We start from the raw sequence: 24,387 nt of genomic DNA on the forward strand, positions 1-24,387 counted from the left end.
AAAACGACCGAACCGCTTTGGTTCAAGGCCGCCACATTCTCCACTACTGAATGGAGCATTCGTATATAAGCGAAATTGACTGGAACGAGTCAATGTCTAACTTGTCACGGCCGGGCCCTGCGCCCATGGGGAGGCGCATCATGCTGGACGACGCGAACGACCGATATCGCGCACCCGCCCTCGACAAGGGGCTGGATATTCTCGAACTGCTCGCCGCGACCGACGAGAGCATGACGCAGGCGGAAATCGCCAAGGCGCTGAACCGTTCGCCGAACGAGATCTACCGCATGCTCGACCGCCTCGTGCGCCGTAGCTATGTCGCGCGCGTGCATGGTGACCGCTACGAGCTAACGCTGCGCCTGTTCGCGCTGGCGCATCAGCATGCGCCCGTTCGCCGGCTCGTCAGCCAGGCGCTGCCGGTGATGCGGCAGTTCTCGCGCGATTCGGAACAGGCCTGCCATCTCGCCATCTATGACCGCGGCCGGATCGTCGTCGTCGCCCAGATGGATGCGCCAAGCTATTGGAGTTATTCGATTCGTGTCGGTGCGCGGGTCAGCTTGTACAACACCGGCTCCGGCCATGTGCTGCTCGCTTTCGCTACGCCGGAAGAGCGCGTCATGATGGAAGCCGAGCGCGAGGAGCAGGCCGAGGACAAGGGCCGGCCGGATAATCTCGACGAGAGGCTGACCCAGATTCGCCGTCGCGGCTACGAATCGACGCCGAGCTCCCAGTCGCAATCCGTCTACAATCTGTCGGTCCCGGTGCTGGGCGCCAATGATACGGCACTGGCGGCGCTGACCTGTCCGTTCCTGCCGCGCATCGATCGTCCCAACGTCCCCGACATGCAGGAGGCGATGACCATCCTGCTCGCCGCCAGCCGCGACCTGTCGCATGTGCTCGGGCGCGGCCAAGCCGAAGCGTGATCCCTGTTCCATGCGGCCGGCAGGGAATCACCCCGCTTTGACCGCCCAGAATCCCGACAGATCGGCTTGTCAGGCGCCGGTTTGACGTAAATGATGAACTCACAGATGAATGGACCGGACGTTCAAATTCCGGCCGGAGGAGACGCCATGCGGATGATCGATACCCACCTCCACCTGGTCTATCAGGAGCGGTTTTCCTATCCGTGGCTCGGCGGCGCGCCGGCGCTCAATCGCAATTTCACGCTGGAAGATTACCTGCCGCAGGCGAAAGCCGCCGGCATCACCGACATGCTGCACATGGAAGTCGATGTCGCCGAGGCTGACATCGAGCCCGAGACGGCGTTCGTCACCGGGCTCGGCCAGGGTGTGATCGGCGCGATTGCCGCCTGCCGTCCCGAGAGCCCGGATTTCGCCGGCCAGCTTGAGCGCCTCGCCGCCAATCCGAAGGTCAAGGGCCTGCGCCGCATCCTGCATCAGTCGCCGGACGAGCTTGGCCAGCAGCCGATCTTCGCCGAAAACATCAAGCGCCTCGCCGCCCACAAGCTGACGTTCGACTTCTGCGTGCTGCCGCGCCAGATCCCGATTGCGATCGCCATCGCCAAGGCGGCGCCCGACGTGCAGTTCGTCGTCGATCATTGCGGCGTGCCGGATGTCAAGGACAAGGCTTTTGAGCCCTGGCGCACCAACATGACGGCGATCGCCGAACTGCCCAACGTCGCTGCCAAGATTTCCGGGGTCATCGCCTATGGCGATCCCGTCAACTGGACGGTCGACGACCTGCGCCCCTTCGTCGAACACACGATCGGTGCGTTTGGCTGGGACCGCGTTGTCTGGGGCTCGGATTGGCCGGTCTGCACGCTGACCGCCGATCTCGGCCGCTGGGTCGCGGCGACGCACGAGATCATTGCCGGCGCCAGCGAAGACGAGAAGGCCGGCCTGCTTCACCGCAACGCCGAGCGGATTTACCGGCTGGACTAGCTTTTGCGACTGTTGTGCGTGCTTCGAGGCCCGGCTCTGCCGGGCACCTCAGCATGTTGAGTTTGGGAAAGACCCGCCTCCGGTAGGCGGAGCCTGGTTCCCCAACATGCTGAGGAGCCCGCGCGAGCGGGCGTCTCGAAGCACGCACGACCAACCGATCCAAACTGAACGGGAGGGAAATTCCATGCAGCGTATGGGAAATGTCATCGGCCTGCAGGACGGGGCGATCGCCGAATACAAGCGCCTGCACGCCGCCGTCTGGCCGGGCGTCCTGGCCAAGATTGCCGACTGCAATATCAAGAACTATTCGATCTACCTGAAGGAGCCGGAAAACCTGCTCTTCGCCTATTTCGAATATCACGGCACCGACTTCGCCGCCGACAGCGCCAAGATGGCCGAGGACGCGACCACGCAGGAATGGTGGGCCGTCTGCATGCCGCTGCAGAAGCCGCTCGACACCCGCAAGGAAGGCGAGTGGTGGGCTGGCATGGAAGAAGTCTTCCACATCGACTGAGGGTTCCCCCTTGCCATCCCTTCTCCCGCACGCGGGAGAGGGCGTCCGGCGCTCGTCGCCGAGCCAATCGAGGTTTACTCCATGACGTCCTTCGACCCCGCATCGCTGGCCCAGTCCTGGCCGCTTCCGACCGCGCCCCGGCCCATCGTCATCATCGGCGCCGGTGGCATCGTCAACGACGCACATCTGCCGGCTTATGCGCTGGCGGGCTTCCCTGTCGCCGGCATCTTCGATCGCGATGTTGGGCGCGCCAAGGCGCTGGCCGATCAATGGGGCGTGCCCTTCTTTCGGGCGATGGATGAGGCGGTTGCGGTTCGTGATGCGGTGTTCGATCTAGCAACGCCGCCTGTCGCCCATCTGGAGATCCTGCGCCGCCTGCCCAAGGGAGCGGCGGTGCTGATCCAGAAGCCGATGGGCCGCGATCTCGACGAGGCGACGGCGATCCTGAACCTCTGCCGCGAGCGCCAGTTCAAGGCCGCCGTCAATTTCCAGCTCCGCTTCTCGCCGATGATGCTGGCGGTCAGGGATGCGCTGGAGAAGGGCCTGCTCGGCCGGCTGGTCGATGTCGAGATGCATCTGAACCTCGTCACGCCCTGGCATCTGTTCCCATTCCTGAAGGGGATGTCGCGGGTCGAGATCGCGGTGCATTCGATCCACTATCTCGACCTGATCCGCGGCATGCTGGGCAATCCGACCGGCATTCATGCGCGTACGCTGGGCCATCCCGGCAACGAACTGGCGCAGACCCGCACCTCGGCGATGCTCGATTTCGGCGGGGATGTCCGTTGCGCCTTGTCGATCAACCATGACCATGATTTCGGGCGAAAATTCCAGGACGCGACCTTCCGCTTCGAGGGCGACAAGGGCGCGGCTTCGGTCAAGCTCGGCCTGCTGCTCAACTATCCGGAAGGCGAGCCGGATGAACTCTGGATCACGGCCTCGCGTGGGGCGGACGCCAACTGGCAACAAGTGCCGCTTACCGGCGGCTGGTTCCCGCATGCGTTTGCCGGCGTGATGTCGAATTTGCAGCGCTTTTCTGCCGGCGAGGACGCGAGCCTCGTCACGTCCGTCGAGGACGCCTGGCACACGATGGCGCTGGTCGAGGCGGCGTTCCGCTCGGCCGCAGAGCCTGCCACGCCGGTGCCGCAACAGCCCGGAGCGAGCGTGGCCTGATCAAAACAATCAATCGATCTGCAGGGTGGAATCTTGATTTGCAGATGAGCGGATGATTGATATATGAATTCTGCTTTAGGGAGGATGAGCCATGGCAGCCGAGACATTTGCACCTACGGTCGGTGTGGAATCGACGCATCCCAAGGACATGCCGAAGGAGCATTCCAACCTGCCGGTCTGGAATGCGGAAAACTGGCTGTATGAGGATTGGCCGGTCGGCCAGAAGATCCGTTCGCTGCGCCGCACGATCGGCGAGGGCGAGTCGCACCTGTTCAACGCGCTGGTCGTCGACATCCATCCCTACGTCCAGGATCAGATGTTCGCAGAGAGCGAAGGCGTGTTCGGCCGCCGCCTTGTCGCCGGCGCCTTCGTCTTTTCGGCCGGCCTCGGCCTTGTCGCGACCAACTGCGTCAACGCCTTTTCCTATGGCTATGACAAGCTCCGCTTCATCAAGCCGGTCTTCATCGGCGACACCATCTACACGATCCGCACCAACATAGATAAGCGGCCGAAATACGAGAAAATGGGCCTGATCCGTGCGGCCTATGAAGTCTACAAGGGCGACGGTGAGCTGGTGCTTTATTGCGAGCATCTGCAGACCGTCCGCTACCGCGATCCCACCGCCTTCGCCGACCAGGTCGAGAAGAAATAGGCCCCATGTCCCAGTCCGATTTGCCACTCGACGGTCTGCTCGTCGTTGATCTCAGCCAGTTCTTGTCTGGTCCCTATTGCGCGCTGCGGCTGCGCGATCTCGGCGCCCGCGTCATCAAGATCGAGCGCCCGGATGGCGGTGATCTCTGCCGCCGCCTGTATCTGACCGACACCGAAATCGGCGGCGATTCCACGCTCTTCCACGCGATCAACCGCGACAAGGAGAGCTATGCCGTCGACATGAAGAACCCGGTCGAGCTGGAGAGCCTGAAGAAGCTCCTGGCCAAGGCCGATGTCGTCATGCAGAATTTTCGCCCCGGCGTGATCAACCGCCTCGGCCTCGGCTACGAGACGATCACGGCGATCAATCCCGACGTCGTCTATGGCTCGATCACCGGCTATGGCGACGAGGGGCCGTGGGTCACGCGTCCCGGCCAGGATTTGCTGGCGCAGGCGCGTTCCGGCGTCACCTGGCTGAACGGCGACGAGGGGCAGGGGCCGGTGCCGTTCGGCCTCGCCATCGCCGACATGCTGGCGGGTGCAGCGCTTTGCCAGGGCGTGCTGGCGGCGCTTGTCCGGCGCGGCATTTCGGGCAAGGGCTCGCATGTCGAGACCAGCCTGATCGAGGCGCTGGTCGACTTCCAGTTCGAGGTGCTGACGACGCATCTGAACGATGGCGGCCGCAAGCCGACCCGCGCCAATTTCCGCAGCGCCCATGCCTATCTGTCGGCGCCCTACGGCATCTATCCGACCCAGAACGGCTTCCTCGCCGTCGCCATGACGCCGATTCCGAAGCTGGCCGACCTGCTGGAAATGCCGGAACTGGACCTCTATCGCGACACGCCGAAGAGCTGGTTCTCGGAGCGCGACGCGATCAAGCGCCTGATCGCCAACCGGCTTGCGACCGAGACGACCGAGCATTGGCTGTCGATCCTCGAGCCGGCCGATATCTGGTGCGCCAAGGTGCTGGAATGGCCGGAGCTGCTGCAAAGCGAAGGCTTCACCTCGCTCGACATGCTGCAGACGGTGGAGCGCGCCGACAATGTCCGCGTCGTCACCACGCGCTCGCCGATCCGCGTCGATGGCAAGCGCCCGCCGGTCTCGCGCGCCGCGCCGCGCATCGGCGAGCACACGGAAGAGATCCGGGCCGAATTCGGCCTGTGAGGGAGAAAGCTCGTCCTCGCTTCATCTCTCCCTGAGGGAGAGGTCGACGGCCAAAGGTCGGCGGGTGAGGGTTTAGGGAACCATCCGGGAGAGGGCGTAAACCCTCACCCGGACCTGCGGTCCGACCTCTCCGTTAGGGAGAGGGGAAGGGCCAGTTTCATTGCCAGCCGGGATCCTGCGCGACGCGAGCGATCTCGACCGAGGGGGAATAGAAATGACCAAGCCAATCACGCTCAAGGGCATGACCTGGAGCCATCCGCGCGGCTACGATCCCGTTGTCGCCGGCGCCGAACTCTATCTCAAGGAGACGGGCGTTCAGGTCGAATGGGACAAGCGCTCGCTGCAGGATTTCGAGAGCTTCCCGGTCGAGGAACTGGCGCGCACCTATGATCTGATCGTCATCGATCACCCGCATGTCGGCCAGATCACCAAGGAAGGCTGCCTGGCGCCGCTCGACGTGCCGGGCCGCGAGGCCGAGCGCGAGGCGTTGGCCGCCGGTTCCGTTGGCCTGTCCTATCCGAGCTACACCTGGCAGGGCCATCAGTGGGCTTTCCCGATCGATGCCGCGACGCCGGTTCTGGCGTATCGCCCCGATCTGATCGATACGCCGCCGACGACGTGGGACGAAGTCCTGGCGCTCGGGGCCGGCAAGGCGCTGATGCCGTTCCGCGCGCCGCATTCGCTGATGAGCTTCTATTCGCTCGCCGCCAATCTCGGCCGCCCTTGCAACGTCACGGGCGAGGGCAACCTGATCGACCCAGAGGTGGGCGTTCGCGTTTATGAGCTGCTGCAGAGCCTCGCTGCCAACGGCGTGGCTGATTTTGACAGCGACCCGATCGAGGTATTCGAGAAGCTGGCGGCGGAAGGTTCTGAAATTGCCGTCGCGCCGCTGCTCTATGGCTATGTGAGCTATGCGTTTGAGGGCTTCCGCCCCAATCGTCTCGCCTTCGCGGACATGCCGATTCTGGGTGAGAACGGCCCGGTCGGTTCGGCGCTTGGCGGTACGGGCATCGCCGTCTCTGCCTATTCGGAAAACCGCGACGCGGCCATCGATCTCGCCTACTGGCTCGCCAGCGCCACCATCCAGCGCGGCATCTATGCGCAAAATGGCGGCCAGCCCGGCCATGCGACGGCGTGGGAAGATCCCGCCGTCAATGCGCCGACGCATGGCTTCTATGAGAACACGCGGCCGACGCTGGAAGGCGCCTGGCTGCGCCCGCGCCACAATGGCTACATGGAGTTCCAGGACGCAGCGGCAAAGCGCATCAACGAGGCGCTGAAGGCCGGCGAGCCCGGCGCGTCGCTGGTCGCCGAGCTGAACCTGCTGTTCCGCGAGAGCTTCGCCAACGCCTGAGCCGAGGCTAGCCTTGGAACGAAACGGGGCGCGATTGCGCCCCGTTTTTTTGTCTGAAGTGTCCGCCGGTCGGGCGGTCAGTCGAACATTGTTAACAATCGTGTCGAGGGCTGAAGCCCCTACGGTTTGCGATCAGGCGGGAGAATCCTGCAACAGCTGCTCGCGCAGACGGCCATAGGCGGCCTGGATATGCGCGTCGATAGCGCTGACGGCTTTCGCCACGTCGCGCTCGCGCAATTGCGCCAGCAGGCTCGAATGATCGCGGTGCCAGGACGTCAGGTAGTCGTCCGGCAGACCGTCGCGCAGCAGCAGGAACACCAGGATCTGCGAGCGCAGCGCCTCCCAGGCGCGATAGAGCCGGGCATGATGGGCGGCCCGAAACAGCGCATCATGGAAATCGATATCCAGTTCGGCGACGCGGCGACGGGTCATGCTCGCGCGCGGAACGGATTGAAAAACCAGAAGAATTGCTTCCATCGGGGCCAGATCCGCCTCGGTCGCCTTGAGACAGGCGCTCTCTATGGCCAGCCGCTCCAGGGCGCGACGCAGCGTGTAGATCTCGTCCGCGTCTTCGACCGACACGCGCGCCACCGTGGCGCCGCGATGCGTCTCGTGGATGACCAGACCTTCCTGCTGCAGGCGAAAGATTGCCGCCCGGATCGGCCCCCGGCTCACCTTCAGGCTTTCGGCCAGTTCGTCCTCGATCAGGCGCGCGCCGCTCGCGATGCGGCCGCTCAAAATGGCTTCGCGGATTGAATCCGCGACATCGTCGGTCAGGACGCGGCGTTCGCGTCTCTCGAAGGGAGGCGTCACTGGGCTCTTGCTCATCGCTACAGTCTACTGTTAACAATCCGAGGAACGCCAGCTTCTAGATCGGCGACGACCGGAGGAAACACTATGCGCATTCTCAAGGCCAATTGGTATCCGCCCTTGAACGAGGAGCTGACGCGCCTCTTCGGCTCGACGGTGGATTTCGACATCGATCCGATCTCGACGGATCCCGACTATCGGCTGTCGAACGACCGTGCCGCCAGCGCGGACGGGTTGATCAATTGCTCCGCGACGCACCTCCTGCCGGCCGATCTCGACGCTTTTTCGAATGTGAAGATCGTGGTGCGCGAGGGCGTCGGCTACGACAATCTCGATCTCGAAGGCTGGGGCGCGCGGGGTATCCCGGTCTGCAACGTGCCCGACTATGGCACCACGGAAGTGGCCGACCACGCCCTGGCGCTGATGCTGGCGCTGACGCGCGGCACAAACACTTATGATCGCCTGCTCAATAGCGACCCGGTCAATGGCTGGAGTTTTTCGCGCGCGCCGCTGGTCCGGCGCTTGCGCGGCGCGACGTTTGGCGTGGTCGGTCTCGGCCGCATCGGCCTGGCCGCGGCGCGGCGCGCGGCGGCGTTCGACATGCGCGTCGTGTTCTACGATCCGCATCTTTCGAACGGCGTCGAGCTCTCCACCGGCTATGAGCGCGTCCACAGCCTCAACGAACTGATGGCGATCAGCGACATACTGAGCCTGCATGCGCCGCGCAGCGCCGAGACGATCGGCATGATCAACGCGGCAGCGCTCGCGGCCGCAAAGCCGGGCCTGATCCTGATCAACACGGCGCGCGGACCGATTGTCGACCTCGACGCTCTGTACGACGCCATGCGCGACGGTCGGGTTGCCGGCGCCGGTCTCGATGTGCTGCCGGCGGAGCCCGCCGATCGCAGCCAGAAGCTCATCGCCGCCTGGGCCGCGAACGAACCCTGGATCGAGGGCCGGCTGGTCCTGAGCCCGCATGCGGCCTTCTACAGCCCCGACGCGATGAACGACATGCAGCGCAAGGCCGTCGAGTGCATCCTGACTTATGTGAACGAGGGTCGCCTGACCAACTGCGTCAATCGCGAGTATCTGAAGACCCCGCTGCGCTAGGCGTCTTCGTCGGCTGAGTCTAAACGGGGAAGGGGCGATGATCGCGGGATCGTCGCCCCTTTTCATTGCCGGGTGCCCGAGGAGGCGGGTTCTCGCTCTATGACTTCGACTGGCGTTCCAGCAGGGCGAAGAAGACCACTGTCATAGCCAAGACGATGACCAGCAGCACGAAGGCGGCAGCCGCGCCCTCATTGATCGATAGGCCGAGGAACGCCTGTCGATAGGCGAAGAAGCTCAGCACCTCGGTCGATGTGCCGGGGCCGCCCTTGGTCAACACATAGGGCAGGTCGTAGGTACGGAATTCATTGATCAACTGGATGATCACGGCGATCGCCGCGACCGGGCGCAGCATCGGCAGGGTGATGAACCAGAATTGCTGCCATCCGCGAGCGCCGTCGACTTCGGCCGCTTCATAGGGTTCGCGCGGCAGCGAGGCGAGGCCGGCGGCGAGGATCAGCACGACGAAGGACATCTGCTGCCAGATGTCGATGCCGGCCATGGTCCAGAGCGCCAGGCTTGCCGAACCGAGCCAGTCGAGCCGCGGCAGGCCGAGCGTTTCCATCAGGTGATTGACGATACCGAGATTGGGCTGCAGCAGCATGCGCCAGATCAGGGCGACGCTGACCGGCGACATCGCCATCGGGATGGTCAGGATGGCGAAATAGATCGGCTTGGTGCGGACGACCCGGTTCAGCATCAGCGCGATGCCGAGGCCGATGACAAACTGGCAGGCGACCGTAACGACCGAGTATTTCACCGTCAGCCAGGTGGCGCCCCAGAAGCGTTCGCTCGCCATCATCGTCGCGAAATTGTCGGTCCCGACGATCGGCAGGATCGCCGGCTTCAGCAGCGTGTAGGAGGAGACGGACAGCAGGCAGGCATAAAGCAGCGGAAAGCCCATGACGATGGCGAGCAGGATCAGGCCCGGAGAGGCAAAAGCCCAGCCGATCCGCACTTCGCGATGCGCCCAGTTCATGAAGCCTGTCATCCGTCCGTCCGTTGTTCTTCGTCCGCTAGGCGTCGCCATGCCGGTTGCCCGGAAACGGGAGCGCAGCCTTGCCGCCGCGCCCCCGAATTCGTGTTGCTGGATGGATTACTTGGCCAGCAATTCCTCAAGCCCCTTGGCAGCGCCCTTCAGGGCGTCTTCCGGCGTCGCCTCGCCGCCGCCGGCCTGCGAGAGGTGCGTGCCGAGAACGTCCTCATACTGGGCGGAATAGGCGAAGATCGGGAACGATTTGCCCGTCGCGACGATGTCCTGGGCTTCCTTGTAGTAGGGGTATTTTGCCAGCACCTTGGCGTCCGTGTAGACGTCGGCGCGAACCGGCGCATGGCCCTGCAGGGCGCGGGCGACCGAGACGTCCTTGCTCTGTACCCACTGGATGAACTTCCAGGCGGCTTCCTGCTCTTCCGGGCTGACATTCTTCGGAATGCCCCAGCCCCAGCCGCCGCTTTCGCCATGTCCGCCCGGCATGGTGGTCAATGCGACCTTGCCAGCGACGTCAGGGCATTTTTCGGCATTGTCGACCTGCGGCAGCATCCACCAATAGGTGACCATGCTGAACGCCTTGCCGCTGCACATCAGACGCAGCGTGTCGTCGAGATTGGCCGAGAGGGCGCCCTGCTGCGCACCGTTCTTGATGTTGTCGACATAGAGGTCGAGCGCGACCTTGCCCTCGGGACTATCGAGCACGACCTTCTTGCCGTCGGCGAGATAAGCGCCGCCGGACGCGAACAGGTAGTTGGAGAACTCCATGCTGTTCGGGTCGCCGCGCTGGCCCTGCATGGCGGCGCCCGCCACGTCGGCGTTGGCCTTCATGAACTTGGAGATCTCGACATATTCGGCCAAGGTCGTGGGAACGGCGAGATCCCTGCCGCTCGCTTTCTTGAAGGCTTCCTGCAGCTTCGGATCGGCGAGCAGGTCCTTCCGGTAGATCAGGCCCATCGAGTAATTATACATCGGCAGGATCTGGAGGCTTTCCTCCGTGCGGCCGAGCAGGTCGAGCGTCGAGGGAATGAACGGCGTCAAATCGTAGTTCGACTTGGCGATGAACGGCTTCAGATCCGCGAGCCAGCCGGCGGCGGGGAATTCGCCCGCCCAGAGGAAGTCGACCTCAAGCAGATTGTAGTAGCTCTGCGGCGAGACGAGCTGCGACACCAGCTTATCGTGCATGTCGCCATAGCCGATCTTCTCGAACTCGACCTTGATGCCGGTCTCCTTCTCGAAGTCGGGCAACATAGCCTCGATGATCTGCGTCTCCGGCACGTCTTCCATCAGCGCGCGCAGGACGATGTCGTCCGCATAGGCGGGTGCGGCCGCCATCAGCGCGCCGGCGCCGACAGCCGCGAATAGAATCTGTTTCAGCGTCATGATGTTCTCCTCGTTCTGGCCAGCGCGCATCCTGCCTCTCGGGCTTATTTGACGCCGCCGAAGGTCAACCCCTGGATGATGAAGCGCTGGATGAAACGCGAGGCGATAACAAGCGGCAGGATGGCCAGCACCACACCCGCCGAAACTTTGGCAATCTGCACGCCATTCGATGTCTGCAACGCCGCGAGTGAAACCGGAATCGTGGCAGTTTGCGGCCCGCTCAGGACGAGGGCGAACAGGAACTCGTTCCAAGAGAGAATGAAGCCGAGCACGCCGGCGGCCGCAAGACCGGGCAGCGAGACCGGGATGACGATGCGCCAGAACGCGCCCCAGGCGGTCGCGCCATCCGTCATCGCCGCCCCTTCCAGATCGGCTGGAACCCCCTCGAAGAACCCCATCAGGATCCAGGTCAGGAATGGCAGGTTAAGCGCCGAATAGACGAGGATCAGGCCGGGCAGCGAATTGGTGAGGCCGGCGCCGCGCAGGATGGCGAAGGCCGGAAGCACCAGCGCCACCGGCGGCAGCATCTGGGTGGCGAGCACGGCGAAGCGGGCAAATCGCCCGCCGGTACGGAAGCGCGCGAAGGCGTAGCCGGTGCAGGCAGCGAAGGGCAGCGCCACGATCACCGAGCCGAGCGCGACGATCAGGCTGTTCACATAGAAGGTGCCGAACCGGTTCTTGGCGAAAAGACCGCGATAGTTGTCGAGCGTGAAGGCCGGGAAGATTTCCGTGCTGTAGGACATGGATTCCGGCACGAGGCTCGTGCGCAGCGCCCAAAGCGGCGGCAGCAGCACGATCACGCAAGCCAGGATCAAACCGAAATGCAGGCCGAATTTTCGCATCGCGCCTCGCTCTAGCGGCCGGCCGGCAGGGGTGGTCGCGCCACCGCCTTGCCGGTCTCGGTATCGAACAGATGCATCGGCTCGGTATCGACGTAGAGATCGACGATCGAGTCGACGGGTGCGAAGAAATGCCGGCCCAGCCGCGCCTGGATTTCAATCGGCTTGTCGCGACCCAGCAGGCCGATCAGGACGTTCTCCGCCCCCAGCGCCTCGACGGCGACGACTTTGACGGAGATGCGCTGCCATTCCGGCCGCGCCTGCGTTTCGTAGATATCTTCGGCCCGGATGCCGGCCGTTATCGGCCCGCCTGCCTTTTGAACATAGGGCGCATAGTGCTTTGGCGGCACGCCGACATGCGTCGTGGGATCGATCTGCACGACCAGCTTGTCGTCCGCGTGCGTGAGCTGTGCGGGGATCAGGTTCATCGGCGGCGTCGCCAGGAAGCGCGCCACGAAAATGTCGGCCGGGTTGGCATAGACGTCGAGCGGCCGGCCGGTCTGTATCATCTGCCCGTCGCGCATGATGCAGATGCGGTCGCCCATCGTCATCGCCTCGACCTGGTCGTGCGTCACATGCACCATGGTCCGGCCGAGACGGCGATGCAGCTTGACCAGTTCGAGCCGCATTTCGGCCCGCAGCTGCGCATCGAGATTGGAAAGCGGTTCGTCGAGCAGGAAGGCTTCCGGCTCGCGCACAATGGCGCGGCCGAGCGCCACGCGTTGGCGCTGGCCGCCGGAAAGCGCGCCTGGCTTGCGCTGCAGCAGGAGGTTGAGGCCGAGAAGGTCGGCGGCCTTGGCAACCTTCTGGTCGATCTCCTCCAGCCCGACGCCGCGCATCTTCAGGCCGAAGGCCATGTTGTGCCACACTGACATGTGCGGATAGAGCGCGTAATTCTGGAACACAACGGCGACATTGCGGTCGCGCGGGGCGACGTTGTTGACGCTGCGGCCGCCGATGCGCAAATCGCCCGACGAGATGCTTTCAAGGCCGGCGATCATCCGCAGTGTCGTCGATTTTCCGCAGCCGGAGGGGCCGAGGAAGATCACGAACTCGCCGTCCTCGATTTTCAGGTCGATATCGCGCACGCCGTAGGTGCCGTTGGCAAACCGTCGGGATACGCGCTCGAGCTCGATGGATGCCATCTTCGTGCCTTGTCGGGTGAGGGCTTCGCTGCCCGTTCCGCCCTCCGCAATTTGCCAGCCGAAGCCCGCATCTTCCAGTAGCGTCAACGCCCGAATGTAAGCGCACAAATTCCAACGCCTCAAGAGCCAATTTTGATCGATAGTGTTTCTTTTTGCGCTTTTGGTGGGCAAAGCCCGATTTAACCTCAATTGACCCATCGCAGGGATTGTTGAGAGATTGCAGCGTGGCGCTTGGAAAACGGCCTGTTCCCTCGCGATGCATCGCACAGCCACGCAATCGAACAAGCTGCCCGATATCGTGTTTGAATTTGTTCATATTCCTGTTATGCAGGAGGTTGCCGGCTCGATTTCGTCCATGCAGGAACCCTGATTGTCTGAATTCCCGACCGCACACCTCGGTCCAAACGCCGCCGCTCGCGGCCGCATGCTGCCGGAAATGCGGCATGCCGCCATTCTGGATGCCCTGCGCTCAAGCGGCGCCGTCCTGGTCGCCGAAATCGCGGCGCAGCTTCAGGTTTCCGATATGACCGTGCGGCGCGACCTGGTCGAGCTGGAGCGCGCCGGCCGGCTGATCCGCACGCATGGCGGCGCGGTCAGCGCCTCAGGTTCAGCGACCGTCGCGATGGACAATGAGGAGCCGAGCTTCGACGCCAGGCTTCGTCGCCAGCACGAGGCCAAGGAGCGCATCGCCGCCGAGGCGGCCACACTTTCCATGGCTCACCGCACCATCGCTCTCGATGTCGGCACCACCACCTATCTCGTCGCCAACCATCTGCGCGAGCGGGCTCATACCAAGGTTTTCACCAACAGCGTGCGCGTCGCCGCCTCGCTCGGCACCAGCCAGGCCGAGGTCTATCTGGCCGGCGGCCGGGTGCGGCGCGACGAGCTTTCCGTCGGCGGCGCTGAAGCGGTCGCCCAGTTCGACAAGCTTTGGTTCGACATCTGTTTCGTCGGTCTGTCGGGGATCACCGAGAACGGATTGTTCGATTACTCTTTCGAGGATGTCGACCTGAAGCAGGTCTACCTTCGTCGATCCGGCCTCAAGGTTGCGCTCTGCGACTCGTCGAAGTTCCAGCGCATGTCGCTGGTGCATGTCGCGCAGCTGACCGAGATCGACGTCCTCATCACCGACGCGCCGCCGCCGTCCGATATCGTCGCGGCACTCAAAGCAGCCAAGGTCGACATTCACGTCGCGCCCTGAGCTTTTCCTCGTTTCTCTCGCAATGGAGCGGATTATGGTTTTCGATTTCTTTGGCGACAAGAAGAAGGTCGTCATCTCGATGTCGCATATCGGCGCCCTCCCGGGTTCGCCGCTCTATGACGCCAAGGGTGGCCTCAACAAGCTGATCGACGATGCGCTCGCCGATGTCGTGAAGCTCCAGGCCGGCGGCGTCGACGCCATCATGTTCGGCAACGAAAACGACCGTCCCTACGTCTTCAAGGGCGCGCCGTCGGGCATTGCCGCCATGTCGGCCATCGTCCAGGCGATCAAGCCTGAACTGAAGGTGCCGTTCGGCGTCAACTACCTGTGGGATCCGATCGCCTCGGTCTCGATCGGCGCCGTCACCGGCGCATCGTTCGTGCGCGAGATATTCACCGGCGTGTTCGCCTCCGACATGGGCATCTGGGAGCCGAACTGCGCCGAGGCTTCGCGCCTGCGCCACAATCTCGGCCGAGATGACATGAAGCTGCTCTTCAACATCAACGCCGAATTCGCCCATTCGCTCGACCAGCGCCCGATCGAGCTGCGCGCCAAGAGCGCCGTCTTCTCGTCGCTCGCCGACGCGATCCTGGTCTCGGGCCCGATCACCGGCGAGCCGGCCGACGCCTCGAGCCTGCGCAAGGTCTGCGAGACGGTCACCAGCGTTCCGGTCTTCGCCAATACCGGCGTCAACATCGACAACGTCACCGACGTCCTGAGCCATGCCAGCGGCGTCGTCATCGGCACCCATTTCAAGGTCGATGGCTACACCTGGAATGCAGTCGACGCAGACCGCGTCAAGCGCTTCATGGACGTCGTTTCGCGCCTGCGCTGATCGCTCAGAACACCCTTCCGGCCGGACGTCACCGGTCGGAAGGAACTTCGCTCACGAGGACGCCTCGCTCCATCTGTGGGCGAAATGTCATACAATCAGACTACTGCGTGGATTTATGTCACTTTCCCCAGCGTCCGCGCCATCTTCGATGCCAATCATCATTTGAATGCGAAGCGGATTCGCCCTAGACGAGGGTACGCGGTTGCGCGGGCCTGCGAAGGCGTGCGCGCAATCGGAAGGATTGTCATCTGGCGAACCCTGATGCCGACCCACGGCTACCGGTTCTGCGCTTGCTCGAGGAAGAGAAAATGGCTCTGGAAAAGATCGCGGGCGTTCGCGCCGCGGCCCGTGATGTCGAACCGTTCGTCGCTGAGCTGTTCGTCGCAGCCGGCGTGAATCGCGAGAGCGCCGAAGCCTGCGCGCGCGCGCTGGTCGATGCCTCCGCCCGCGCTTATGACACGCATGGCGTCCGCCTGATCCCCTTCTACATGCAGGGTCTCGACGGCGGCCGCATCAACAAGACACCGACGCTGACCGTGACCGAGAAGGCCGCTTCCGCCGTCCATATCGACGCCGATGATGGCTTTGGTCACTATGCCAGCTATCTCGCCATCGACGAGGCTGCCAAGCTGGCCGAGAAGACCGGTGTGGCGGTCGCGACCGTCGGCCGCTCGACGCATCACGGCGCAACCGGCGTTTACACGCGCTATGCCGCGACCAAGGGCTTCGTTGCCATCGGCATGACCCATGCTGACGCCATGGTGGTTCCGCATGGCGGCGCCTCTGCCTTCTTCGGCACCAACCCGCTCTCCTTCGCCGTGCCGGTCGAGGGCGAGGATCCGATGGTGCTCGACATGGCAACCAGCTCGATCCCGTTCAACCGCGTCGGCCTGCGCCGCGCCACTGGCCAGCCGCTGCCGGAAGAGGTCGCGGTCGACGAAAAGGGCGAGTTCACCACCGACGCCAACGCGGCGGTCTGGGTCGCCCCGGTCGGCGGCGCGGATTACGGCTACAAGGGCTCGGGCCTCGCCGGCATGGTCGATCTGCTCTGCTCGGCCTTCACCGGCATGGGCCACGGCAAGACGATGGCCTCGTTCAACGGTCCGGACTTCTCGAAGCCGATCCAGATCGGCCATTTCTTCATCGTGCTGTCGCCGGCCGTGTTCCAGGCGCTTTCCGCCTTTGATGCGCGCATCACCGACTTCCTGAACGACCTGCGCGCCCAGCCGGCCAAGCCGGGCCAGAAGGTCTATGCCCCGTCCGACATCGAGAAGGGCGAGGCCAAGAAGCGCGCCGTCGACGGTATTCCGGTCGATAACGTCACTTGGGGCGCGCTGGAAGGCTATGCTGCCAAGCTCGGCGTCAAGGTGCCGACGGCAACCGCCGACGCAGGCTGATCCGCCAGCTGTTAGCGGGAGGCTGCAAGTCTGCCTCCCGCTGATGAACTAGCCCTTCAGGCCCAGTCCATCATTGCCGCTGCCGCAGAGAACGACGACCGTCTTCTCGCCGGGCGCGAGGTTGATGTGGCCGTTGAGAACTGCGGCCGCTGCGGTGGCCGCGCCGAGTTCGACGGCGAGGCCGGTGTTCTTCCACATCCATTCCGCCGCCAGGATGGGCTCGTCTTCCGGCACCAGGACGAGTTCGTCGACGCAGCGCTCGATGATCTCGAAGTTGATCGGTGCCGTCGCCCGGGCCGCCAGGATCGGCACGTTGGTGACGACATCCTGCATCATCACCGGGTGGCCGGCCTTGCGGGATTCATAGAGCGTCGGGCAGCCCGCTGCCTCGACACCGACGATGCGCACACCGGGCTTGCGCTGCTTGATCGCCTCGGCGATGCCGGCGATCAGCCCACCGCCGCCGATCGAGATCACCACCGTATCGACATCCGGCATGTCGTCGAGGATCTCGAGGCCGATCGTGCCCTGGCCGGCGATCGTCGCCTCATCGGCGAACGGGTGGAGCAGGGCGCCACCGCGCTCCTCCGCCAACTTGCGGCCGGCCTCCCAGGAGAGGTCCCAGAATTCGCCGACGACATGCAGCTCCGCGCCGTAGGAGGCGATGCGCTGGCGGGCAAGTTCGGTCGAGGTGGTCATGACGCAGACATTGGCGGGTACGCCCAGCTGCTGTCCGGCATAGGCGATCGCCGCGCCGAAATTGCCGCCCGAGGCGGTGACGACACCGCGATTGCGAACCTCTTCCGGGAGCGACAGCACCGAGTTGAACGCGCCACGCGCCTTGAACGAGCCGGACACCTGCAGGCATTCTGGCTTGAACCAGAGTTCTGCCACGTCGCCCTTGCGGGTAGCTGGAGCCGCCGGCACCAGTGTGGTGCGGCGGACATGGCCGAGTATGCGTTCAGCGGCGTCGGTATAGGCAGTCGGTTGCATGGGATCACCGTTCCAGGAGGCGGGGGCGCGAAGGGACTAGCCCTTGACCGCGCCGGCAAGCATCGACTTGCCGATATAGGGATAGGCGAACAGGCCGAGAATCAGCGGTGGCAGGATGCCGATGGTCATGGCCGCCGCCGTCGGTCCCCATTCGATGCCGCGCGAGGTGACGAAGAAGGTGGCGCCCACCGTCACCGGCACGGCGCTCTTCGTCGTCAGGATCAGGCCGAACAGGAACTCGTTCCAGCTATAGATGAAGGAGAGCAGGAACACGGCCAGCATGACAGGGCGACTGAGCGGTAGCACGACATGCCAGAGGGTCTTCCACATCGAGGCGCCGTCGATCTTGGCCGCGTCATCCAGCTCGCGCGGCACGTCCTGCACGAAGCCGACGAACATCACCAGCGCGATCGGGATGTTGATGATGCAGCTGATCAAAGCGAGGCCGATGCGGGTGTCGAGCAGGCCGACCTGCTTGTACATGAAGTAGAACGGGATCGCGAAGATGATCAGCGGCAGCGCGCGCAAATTGGTGATGATCGGCAGCAGCCAGGTTCGGCCGACGCCCTGTCGCACCATGGCGTAGGCGGCCGGCAGCGTCAGGACGATGGCGAAGATCGTGCCGAGCGTCGCGATGACGATGCTGTTCATGATGTAATGCGAATAGTTGACGTTCGGCGACGCTAGAACCGCCCGGTAGTGCTCCAGCGTCGGCGAGAAGATCCATTTCGGCGGATAGGCGTTGATGTCGGCATTCGTCTTGAACGAGGTCAGCACCGTCGAGAGGATCGGGAAATTGACCAGAAGGGCGACAGCGACGAACACCACCCAGCGCAGGCAGTGGGTGACGCTGTCGAGCCGGCTGTGGCGCGAGACGATCATGTCAGCTTCTCCGGACCACGAGACGCATCGCCACCACGATCAGGGTGAGCGACATCAAGAGCAGCAGGATCGAGACGGCGACGGCCTCGCCCAATGTGTTCTGCACGAAGAACAGCTTGTAGATGTAGATGCTGATCGAGGTGGTCAGGTTGCCGGGACCGCCGCCGGTGAGCACGTAGATGTGGTCGAACACGCGAAAACTGTCGATGAAGCGCACGAAGATGACGATCACCAGAGCTGGCTTCATCATCGGCAGCAAAATGTGGAAGGTCGAGCGGAAGCCGGTCGCGCCGTCGACAGCAGCGGCTTCTTCCAGTTCGTAGGAGACCGTCTGGCGCGCCGTCAGCAGGATGAGGAACGCGAAGGGCGTCCACTGCAGCACCTCGATGGCGACGACGGTCTTGTAGATGTTGCCGCGCCCGAGGAAGTTCACGGCATAGCCGGCCATCTCCAGATAGACGGGGACGGCGCCGGTGAATTCGTTGAGGATCAGCCGGTACATGACGCCCATCAGCGCCGGCGACACCATCATCGGCAGCATCAGTATCGCGGTCATCCAGGGGCGCTTGATCAGCAGCGGATGCAGGATGAACACCAGCACCAGGGCGACGGCGACTTCCAGCGTCGTGCAGATCAAGGCGAATTTCAGCGAGAAGCCGAGCGCCTGCCACATCTTCGGGTTGCTGATCGCCGCGACGTAGTTATCGACGCCGACGAAGGTGCCGATCATGTTCTGGAACGAGACGTCGCTGAACGAATACCAGAGGTTGATCAGCGTCGGGAAGCCGAGCAGCGCACCCAGAAACAGGCAGAGGGGCACGAGAAGGGCGCGGGCCGAGGCCTGCTCCTTGGTCTCGAAACTTGAGTAGGACATTCGGGCTCCTGGGCGCGGAGGCTGTCGCGAGGGGTTCCCGCGACAGCCTGAGGTCACCGGGCGGAAATTACTGGGCGAAGGCCTTCTTCATGTCGGCGACGACATTGGCGATCGCTTCGTCCTGCTCCATCTCGCCGGTCCAGTAGCCGGTGAAGTTCTCGGCCATGTTGGTGTAGATGCCCATCGCCTTGGCGCTGGTGGCGCCGTCCATGACGAAGCCGTACTTGGCGGCATGCTCGCCCATCAGCAGCATTTCCGGCCGGTCGCCGGCGATCTCGGCCATCAGGCCTTCGGCGAGCGGCGGCGAGCCGCCTTCCTTGGCGTAGAGCTTCATCGGCTCGGCGGTGGCCAGCCAGGAGAGGAAGGCCTTCGCCTCGTCGAGCTTCTCGGTGTTCTTGTTGATGCCGAGACCGAGGCTGTGGAAGTGGGTCTTCGGACCTTCCGAGCCGGCTGGCTCGTGGCTCAGGCCGAGCTTGCCGGCAACCGTCGGATACTTGGTGGCGTCGTTGAACTCCGGCACGGCGGCGTTCCACTGCAGCATGAATGCGACCTGGCCGGCGCCGAAGACGCTGTTGGCCTCGCCATATTCATAGGTCGAGCTGTCGCCGGGCGTTGCTTCGTTGTCGGTGATGATCTTGTAGATCTCGAGGCCGCGCTTGTAGGCCGGCGAGTCGACGGTGATGTTGCCGTCCTTGTCGCGCCAGTTGCCGCCATTCGAGGCGACCGTGCCCTGCCACAGCATGATGTTGTAGAGCAGGTTCTTCATCTGCAGCACGGTGCCGTAGCGGGTCGGGCTGTCGGGATTGATCGACTTGGTGAAGAACAGGGCGGAGGCGATGAAATCGTCCCAGTCCCACTGGTCGGCCGGCTTCGGCGACAGCTTCTTGCCGAGGATCTTTTCCGAGATCTCCTCGTACTTCGCCTTCCAGGCCGGATCGGTGTTGAGCTGCTCGATCAGGTCCTTGCGATAGTAGAGGAAATGCAGGCTCAGGTCCGTCGGGATGCCGTAGGTCTTGCCTTCGTACTTCTGCGTCTCAATCGAGTTCTTCGAGACGACCTTGTAGACGTCGTCGGTGATCAGATCATCGATCGGCGTCATGAAGGGGGCATAGAGGCCGACGTCATAGGTCGCCGTCAGCATGACGTCGAATTCCTTCGAGCCGGCCGCGACATCGGCCAGCATCTTTTCCTTGAAGCCCTGCTGGCTGAAATAGATGACCGAAGCCTTCGAATTGTTCTTGGCGCCTTCCGTCGAATTGTAGAGGTCGAGCACCTTGCGGAAAGCGGACTCGGCCGGTTCGCCCGGCCAGGCCAGGATGGTGATGTCGGCAAGAGCCGTCGAAGCGGAGAGCGCGGTCGCCAGAATGGCGGCGCCGGCCGTCAGGAATTTGGATCTCAACATGTCGTTCCCCATTGCTGATCTCTGGACTGGTGCCCGTCCCGCCGTTCCCTCTTTCGGCAACCGACCCCGAAGGAGTCTGGCTGTTGCAGGGATTATTATGGGCGGGCGGTAAAGTTTATTCCATAATTACGTAGTTCAATTCATTACAACAGAAGCCTACCATTGTGACTTGCCGGGTCAAGACCCCGTTTGAATCGAACCGTCACCGCAGGGGCAGGCCGCGATGAGGAGTGGCCCTCGGATCGCCGGCCGCTTGGCCGCGATCCGTTCGTCGCCGCGCTTAGTCGAAGCGCGCGAGGTTGATCAGGCAGTCGCCCGACTGGCTGTGCGTGTGCAGACGACGGGTCAGGACTATGCCGCCTTCCTGGAAGCGCAGCACCAGCGGCTCTTCCAGCGGGCGCTCCAGGTGGTGGAGCCAGCCCGCGATGTCACCCGCCGCCACTGTCTCGCCGATATCGACGGCCGGTTCGAACCAGCCCTCGCGCTCGGCATAGACGAACAGCGACTGACCGCCGGTCGACAACACGACCGTCTCGGGACCGCGATCGTCGCCGTGATAGAGGATCGGCCGACTGGTGATGCCGACCGCCTGCAGCAGGTTGTCGACGGCGCGCTGGGTGACGGCCATGCTGGTCTTGGTCGCCGTGGCGCCGCCGCCGAATTCGCCAGAAAGCGCAATGCAGCCGGCGCGCAGGGCTGCTGCCATCGAGGTCGGCGAATCCGGGCCGTTGTCGGCGATCATGCCGTAGGGCAGGCGCATCGAGCGCATCAGTTCCAGGCCGCGCTGGTAGCGCTCACCGTCGCCGAGCCGCTCGATCAGGCTGCAGATCAGGTGGTCCATGCTGGTGCCGCCGGAATGCAGGTCGAGCACGACGTCGTGGCGCGGGAAGATCTCATGCTCGATGAAATGCGCCATGCGCTGCGTCGGACCGCCGAACGGGTTGCCGGGGAAGGAGCGGTTCATGTTGCCGCCGTCGAAGGGCGAGCAGCGCTTGGCTGCCATCACAGCCGGCGTATTGGCCGAGGTGAGGATGGTGAGCGAGCCGCGAATGTCGGACGCCTCGATCAGGCGGATTGCCTTCAGCAGCGTCAGTTCGCCCTCGTACTCGTCGCCATGGTTGCCGGCCATCAGCACAAGGCTCGGGCCGTCGCCGTTCTTGATCCGGCAGACCGGCATCTTGATCTGGTAATAGGGCGAGCGGTCGATCGAATAGGGGAAGCTGAAGAAGCCGACCTGCTTGCCGTCCTGGTCCCAGGAAATGTCGGAAAAGGCGCCCGTATGCATTCTCTAGATCCTTCGTGATGTCTGCGTCTGGGACGGATGGGCGTAGGCCCTTGCCGCCGTAATTTCGCGAATGGGCCGCTTCAGCCCCGCATGCCGCCAAAGATCATTGCCGAAAGGCCGCCATCGATGCTGATGGTCGAGCCGGTAATGAAGCTCGATCCGTCCTCGGCCAGGAACACGGCGGCCGTGGCCACTTCATGCGGCAGGCCGGGCCGCGCCAGGGCCACTTCGTCCCGGACTTCGCCGGCCAGCTTCGGTTCGCTGTAGCCGGTATTGTTGCCGGTCACGTCGACGGGGCCGGGTGCGATCATGTTGACGAGGATGCCATATTTGGCGAGGTCGACCGCCATCGCTTTGGTCAGCATGGCCACGCCGCCCTTGGCCGTGACATAGGCGGCGGCGTCCGGCTCCGACAGGAACGAGTTGATCGAACCGACGGTGATGATCCGGCCGCCCTTGCCGCCTGCCGCCATGGCGCGCGCGGCCGCGCGGCAGGAAAGGAAGGTCCCGGTCAGGTTAATGTCGATGTAGCGGTCCCAGTCGTGGTCGGTAAGGTCGAGGAAATTCCCCGTTCCACCCTTCATCGCGCCGGAGGCGACGAAAATATCCAGCCCGCCAAGCTTCGCGACCGCATTGTCCGTCGCGGTCTGGATCGCGGCGCGGTCGCCGAGGTCGCAGGAGATCTTGATGACGTCGGACGCTGCGAACTGGGTCGCCGCCAAGGGGGCGTCGAGATCCATGGCGACCACTCGCGCGCCTTCCCGGATGAAAGCTTCCACCGTTGCGCGGCCGATACCGCCGGCGGCGCCCGTCACGATGGCGGCCTTGCCGGCCAGGCGGCCCGCCCGTGCGGAATGTTCGTTCATGTCTTCGTCCCCGTCCCGGTTGGCGGCCCACAGTCTCGGCACGCCGGGCTTGACCTCGTCGGAGAGGATGCTAACGTTCCGTTCTAATGAGCGCAATTACACAGTTATGGAATTGCATCGCCAACAGGTCGAGATACCTGATATCGAGCTGCCTGGCGCCGAAGGGGTTCCAGCCATCTATGCAAGAAACGCTCCGACGCGCGGGGCGGGAACGGGTCACTGAATGAGCGACAATCTCCCCGCAGCTCTCGTCGTCGAGGGAAGCTCCCCGTATGACCGCCTGCGCGCCCTGGGCATCGAATTGCCGAGCGCGCCGCCGCCCGTCGCCAATTTCGTGACCTATGTTCGCGAAGGCAATCTGCTGTTCCTGTCGGGGCAGGGGCCGATGCAGGCTGACGGATTCGAACATCATGGCCGCGTCGGCGACGACGTGACCGTCGAGCAGGCCTACGAGCATGCACGCATCACCGGCATCAATCTTCTGTCGGTGATGCAGGAAGCGCTCGGTTCGCTCGACAAGGTGCGCCGGGTGGTCAAGCTGCTCGGCATGGTCAATGCCGTGCCGGATTTCACCCAGCATCCGCAGGTGATCAACGGTTGTTCGGATCTGTTCCTCGACGTATTCGGCCAGGAAAAGGGCCGGCACGCGCGCTCCTCCGTCGGCATGGGATCTCTCCCCAGCCAGATCACGGTGGAGATCGAAGCGGTAGTCGCGGTCGAGGATTGAGCGCTGTCGTCCTCTTCTTGCCTCCTTGGCGGAGGTGAAGGGCCGATCTAGCGCTCGCGCCAGCCGAGCTTGCTCTCGATGGCTTCGGAGGCATTGCGGACCGCGTTGCCGTAGAGATCGGGATTGGCAACGACCTTGTGTTCCGGCAGCACGATCGAGATCGTCGCGACGCACGCGCCGGATGCATCGCATATCGGGGCGGCGACACAGGAGACGAGAAAATCCGTCTCGCTGATCTGGATCGACAGCCGCTCCTTGAACGCCTGGCCGGCGAGTTCTGAAAGCGCGGCCGCGTCGGTCTTGGCCTTTTCGGTCGGCGAAGCCTTGGCGCTACGCCGGAAGACGGCGATCCGCTCGGCGTCCGGCAAATGGCCGATCAGCAATCGGCCGGATGCTGTCCAGTTGAGCGGCACCCGGGTGCCGACCTCCGACATGACGCGAAAATGACCGGGGCCGTCCGCCATGGCGAGGACAACCATGTGGTCGCCGTCGCGGCCGCAGATCTGCACGGTTTCGCCGATCTCGCGACCGAGCTCATGCATGACGTGGCTCGCTTCGCCGAGGAAATCGAGCGACCGGGCATAGACCAGGCCGTAGTGGTAGAGGCGCGGTCCGAGCCAGATGAGGCCTTCCGGCCGCCGCGAAAGCATGTCGCGCTCGACCAGCTCGTCGATGATGACATAAACGGTCGAGAGCGGCGCGCCGATCGCCTTGGCGATGGCGTAGCTGCCGGCCGGCTCGCCGGTGGTGTAGAGATGATCGAGGATCTGCAGGGCGCGATCCATGCCGCTGACACGCGAGCGACGCGGCGCCTTGGTGCTCTCCGCTTCAGGTTCGGCGAGGCTGCGTTGGATCGTCTTCATCGCGGGCGGCCATTCTCTCTGAATGTGATCTAT

General features: G+C 63.8%; 24 protein-coding genes. 12 read left to right on the forward strand and 12 right to left on the reverse strand.

From position 1 onward, the window contains the following. The first annotated feature begins 140 nt into the window (after window positions 1-140). The 7 genes from OSH12_RS13080 to OSH12_RS13110 all read left to right on the forward strand — a co-directional run bounded on the left by OSH12_RS13080 (window position 141) and on the right by OSH12_RS13110 (window position 6,757). Window positions 141-923 (forward strand): IclR family transcriptional regulator, encoded by a 783-nt coding sequence (locus tag OSH12_RS13080; protein ID WP_266344011.1) that lies wholly within the window; start codon window positions 141-143, stop codon window positions 921-923. A gap of 147 nt (window positions 924-1,070) precedes the next feature. Then, window positions 1,071-1,901, forward strand: coding sequence for an amidohydrolase family protein (locus tag OSH12_RS13085; RefSeq protein WP_266344012.1), 831 nt, complete (start codon window positions 1,071-1,073; stop codon window positions 1,899-1,901). Between the two features lie 184 nt (window positions 1,902-2,085). Further along, the gene (locus OSH12_RS13090) at window positions 2,086-2,415 is read left to right on the forward strand and encodes an L-rhamnose mutarotase (protein ID WP_266344013.1); all 330 of its coding nucleotides are present in this window, start codon (window positions 2,086-2,088) and stop codon (window positions 2,413-2,415) included. Between the two features lie 81 nt (window positions 2,416-2,496). Next, complete coding sequence (locus tag OSH12_RS13095; RefSeq protein ID WP_266344014.1) at window positions 2,497-3,588, forward strand: Gfo/Idh/MocA family protein; 1,092 nt, start codon at window positions 2,497-2,499, stop codon at window positions 3,586-3,588. Between the two features lie 91 nt (window positions 3,589-3,679). Then, complete coding sequence (locus tag OSH12_RS13100) at window positions 3,680-4,240, forward strand: MaoC family dehydratase (protein WP_266344015.1); 561 nt, start codon at window positions 3,680-3,682, stop codon at window positions 4,238-4,240. Window positions 4,241-4,245: 5 nt separating this feature from the next. Then, window positions 4,246-5,403 (forward strand): CaiB/BaiF CoA transferase family protein, encoded by a 1,158-nt coding sequence (locus OSH12_RS13105; RefSeq protein WP_266344016.1) that lies wholly within the window; start codon window positions 4,246-4,248, stop codon window positions 5,401-5,403. 214 nt (window positions 5,404-5,617) lie between these two features. Then, the gene (locus OSH12_RS13110) at window positions 5,618-6,757 is read left to right on the forward strand and encodes an extracellular solute-binding protein (protein WP_266344017.1); all 1,140 of its coding nucleotides are present in this window, start codon (window positions 5,618-5,620) and stop codon (window positions 6,755-6,757) included. 132 nt (window positions 6,758-6,889) lie between these two features. On the opposite strand, the gene OSH12_RS13115 is transcribed toward OSH12_RS13110, so the two are convergent. Then, window positions 6,890-7,585: a GntR family transcriptional regulator gene (locus tag OSH12_RS13115; RefSeq protein WP_266344018.1), complete on the reverse strand. Its 696-nt coding sequence runs from the start codon at window positions 7,583-7,585 to the stop codon at window positions 6,890-6,892. Between the two features lie 69 nt (window positions 7,586-7,654). Here OSH12_RS13115 and OSH12_RS13120 point away from each other — a divergent pair, with 69 nt between their 5' ends. Further along, entirely contained in the window at window positions 7,655-8,677 is a 1,023-nt protein-coding gene (locus tag OSH12_RS13120) for a C-terminal binding protein (protein WP_266344019.1), read from the forward strand. 97 nt (window positions 8,678-8,774) lie between these two features. On the opposite strand, the gene OSH12_RS13125 is transcribed toward OSH12_RS13120, so the two are convergent. The 4 genes from OSH12_RS13125 to OSH12_RS13140 form a co-directional block, all read right to left on the reverse strand. Continuing rightward, complete coding sequence (locus tag OSH12_RS13125; RefSeq protein WP_266344020.1) at window positions 8,775-9,665, reverse strand: carbohydrate ABC transporter permease; 891 nt, start codon at window positions 9,663-9,665, stop codon at window positions 8,775-8,777. Between the two features lie 105 nt (window positions 9,666-9,770). Beyond that, window positions 9,771-11,045: an ABC transporter substrate-binding protein gene (locus tag OSH12_RS13130; RefSeq protein WP_266344021.1), complete on the reverse strand. Its 1,275-nt coding sequence runs from the start codon at window positions 11,043-11,045 to the stop codon at window positions 9,771-9,773. Window positions 11,046-11,089: 44 nt separating this feature from the next. Further along, entirely contained in the window at window positions 11,090-11,887 is a 798-nt protein-coding gene (locus tag OSH12_RS13135) for a carbohydrate ABC transporter permease (protein WP_266344022.1), read from the reverse strand. Between the two features lie 11 nt (window positions 11,888-11,898). Next, window positions 11,899-13,029: an ABC transporter ATP-binding protein gene (locus tag OSH12_RS13140; protein WP_266344023.1), complete on the reverse strand. Its 1,131-nt coding sequence runs from the start codon at window positions 13,027-13,029 to the stop codon at window positions 11,899-11,901. 436 nt (window positions 13,030-13,465) lie between these two features. Here OSH12_RS13140 and OSH12_RS13145 point away from each other — a divergent pair, with 436 nt between their 5' ends. The 3 genes from OSH12_RS13145 (at window position 13,466) to OSH12_RS13155 (ending at window position 16,462) form a co-directional block, all read left to right on the forward strand. Continuing rightward, window positions 13,466-14,230: a DeoR/GlpR family DNA-binding transcription regulator gene (locus OSH12_RS13145; protein ID WP_266344395.1), complete on the forward strand. Its 765-nt coding sequence runs from the start codon at window positions 13,466-13,468 to the stop codon at window positions 14,228-14,230. A gap of 34 nt (window positions 14,231-14,264) precedes the next feature. Further along, window positions 14,265-15,065 (forward strand): BtpA/SgcQ family protein, encoded by an 801-nt coding sequence (locus OSH12_RS13150; RefSeq protein ID WP_266344024.1) that lies wholly within the window; start codon window positions 14,265-14,267, stop codon window positions 15,063-15,065. Between the two features lie 308 nt (window positions 15,066-15,373). Further along, on the forward strand, window positions 15,374-16,462 hold the full coding sequence (locus OSH12_RS13155; protein WP_266344025.1) for an Ldh family oxidoreductase: 1,089 nt from the start codon (window positions 15,374-15,376) through the stop codon (window positions 16,460-16,462). Window positions 16,463-16,510: 48 nt separating this feature from the next. Here OSH12_RS13155 and OSH12_RS13160 read toward each other — a convergent pair whose 3' ends face one another. From OSH12_RS13160 to OSH12_RS13185, 6 genes are all read right to left on the reverse strand, one after another. After that, window positions 16,511-17,455, reverse strand: a complete 945-nt coding sequence (locus OSH12_RS13160; protein ID WP_266344026.1) for a threonine ammonia-lyase — start codon at window positions 17,453-17,455, stop codon at window positions 16,511-16,513. Window positions 17,456-17,491: 36 nt separating this feature from the next. Beyond that, window positions 17,492-18,337: a carbohydrate ABC transporter permease gene (locus OSH12_RS13165; RefSeq protein WP_266344027.1), complete on the reverse strand. Its 846-nt coding sequence runs from the start codon at window positions 18,335-18,337 to the stop codon at window positions 17,492-17,494. A gap of 1 nt (window position 18,338) precedes the next feature. Beyond that, window positions 18,339-19,211 carry a carbohydrate ABC transporter permease gene (locus OSH12_RS13170; RefSeq protein WP_266344028.1) on the reverse strand — a complete coding sequence of 291 codons (873 nt, stop codon included), beginning with the start codon at window positions 19,209-19,211 and terminating at the stop codon, window positions 18,339-18,341. A 67-nt stretch (window positions 19,212-19,278) separates the two neighbouring features. Next, entirely contained in the window at window positions 19,279-20,613 is a 1,335-nt protein-coding gene (locus tag OSH12_RS13175) for an extracellular solute-binding protein (protein WP_266344029.1), read from the reverse strand. A gap of 280 nt (window positions 20,614-20,893) precedes the next feature. Continuing rightward, window positions 20,894-21,898 carry a succinylglutamate desuccinylase/aspartoacylase family protein gene (locus tag OSH12_RS13180; protein WP_266344030.1) on the reverse strand — a complete coding sequence of 335 codons (1,005 nt, stop codon included), beginning with the start codon at window positions 21,896-21,898 and terminating at the stop codon, window positions 20,894-20,896. An 80-nt stretch (window positions 21,899-21,978) separates the two neighbouring features. After that, a complete protein-coding gene (locus OSH12_RS13185) occupies window positions 21,979-22,764 on the reverse strand; it encodes an SDR family NAD(P)-dependent oxidoreductase (protein WP_266344031.1) in 786 nt (261 codons plus the stop codon). Between the two features lie 223 nt (window positions 22,765-22,987). On the opposite strand from OSH12_RS13185, the gene OSH12_RS13190 reads away from it, so the two are divergent. Beyond that, window positions 22,988-23,491, forward strand: a complete 504-nt coding sequence (locus tag OSH12_RS13190; protein WP_266344032.1) for a RidA family protein — start codon at window positions 22,988-22,990, stop codon at window positions 23,489-23,491. 47 nt (window positions 23,492-23,538) lie between these two features. Here OSH12_RS13190 and OSH12_RS13195 read toward each other — a convergent pair whose 3' ends face one another. Next, on the reverse strand, window positions 23,539-24,354 hold the full coding sequence (locus OSH12_RS13195; protein WP_266344033.1) for an IclR family transcriptional regulator: 816 nt from the start codon (window positions 24,352-24,354) through the stop codon (window positions 23,539-23,541). Window positions 24,355-24,387 lie beyond the last annotated feature (33 nt).

The sequence above is a fragment of the Kaistia terrae genome, assembly GCF_026344005.1.
Lineage (GTDB): Bacteria > Pseudomonadota > Alphaproteobacteria > Rhizobiales > Kaistiaceae > Kaistia > Kaistia terrae.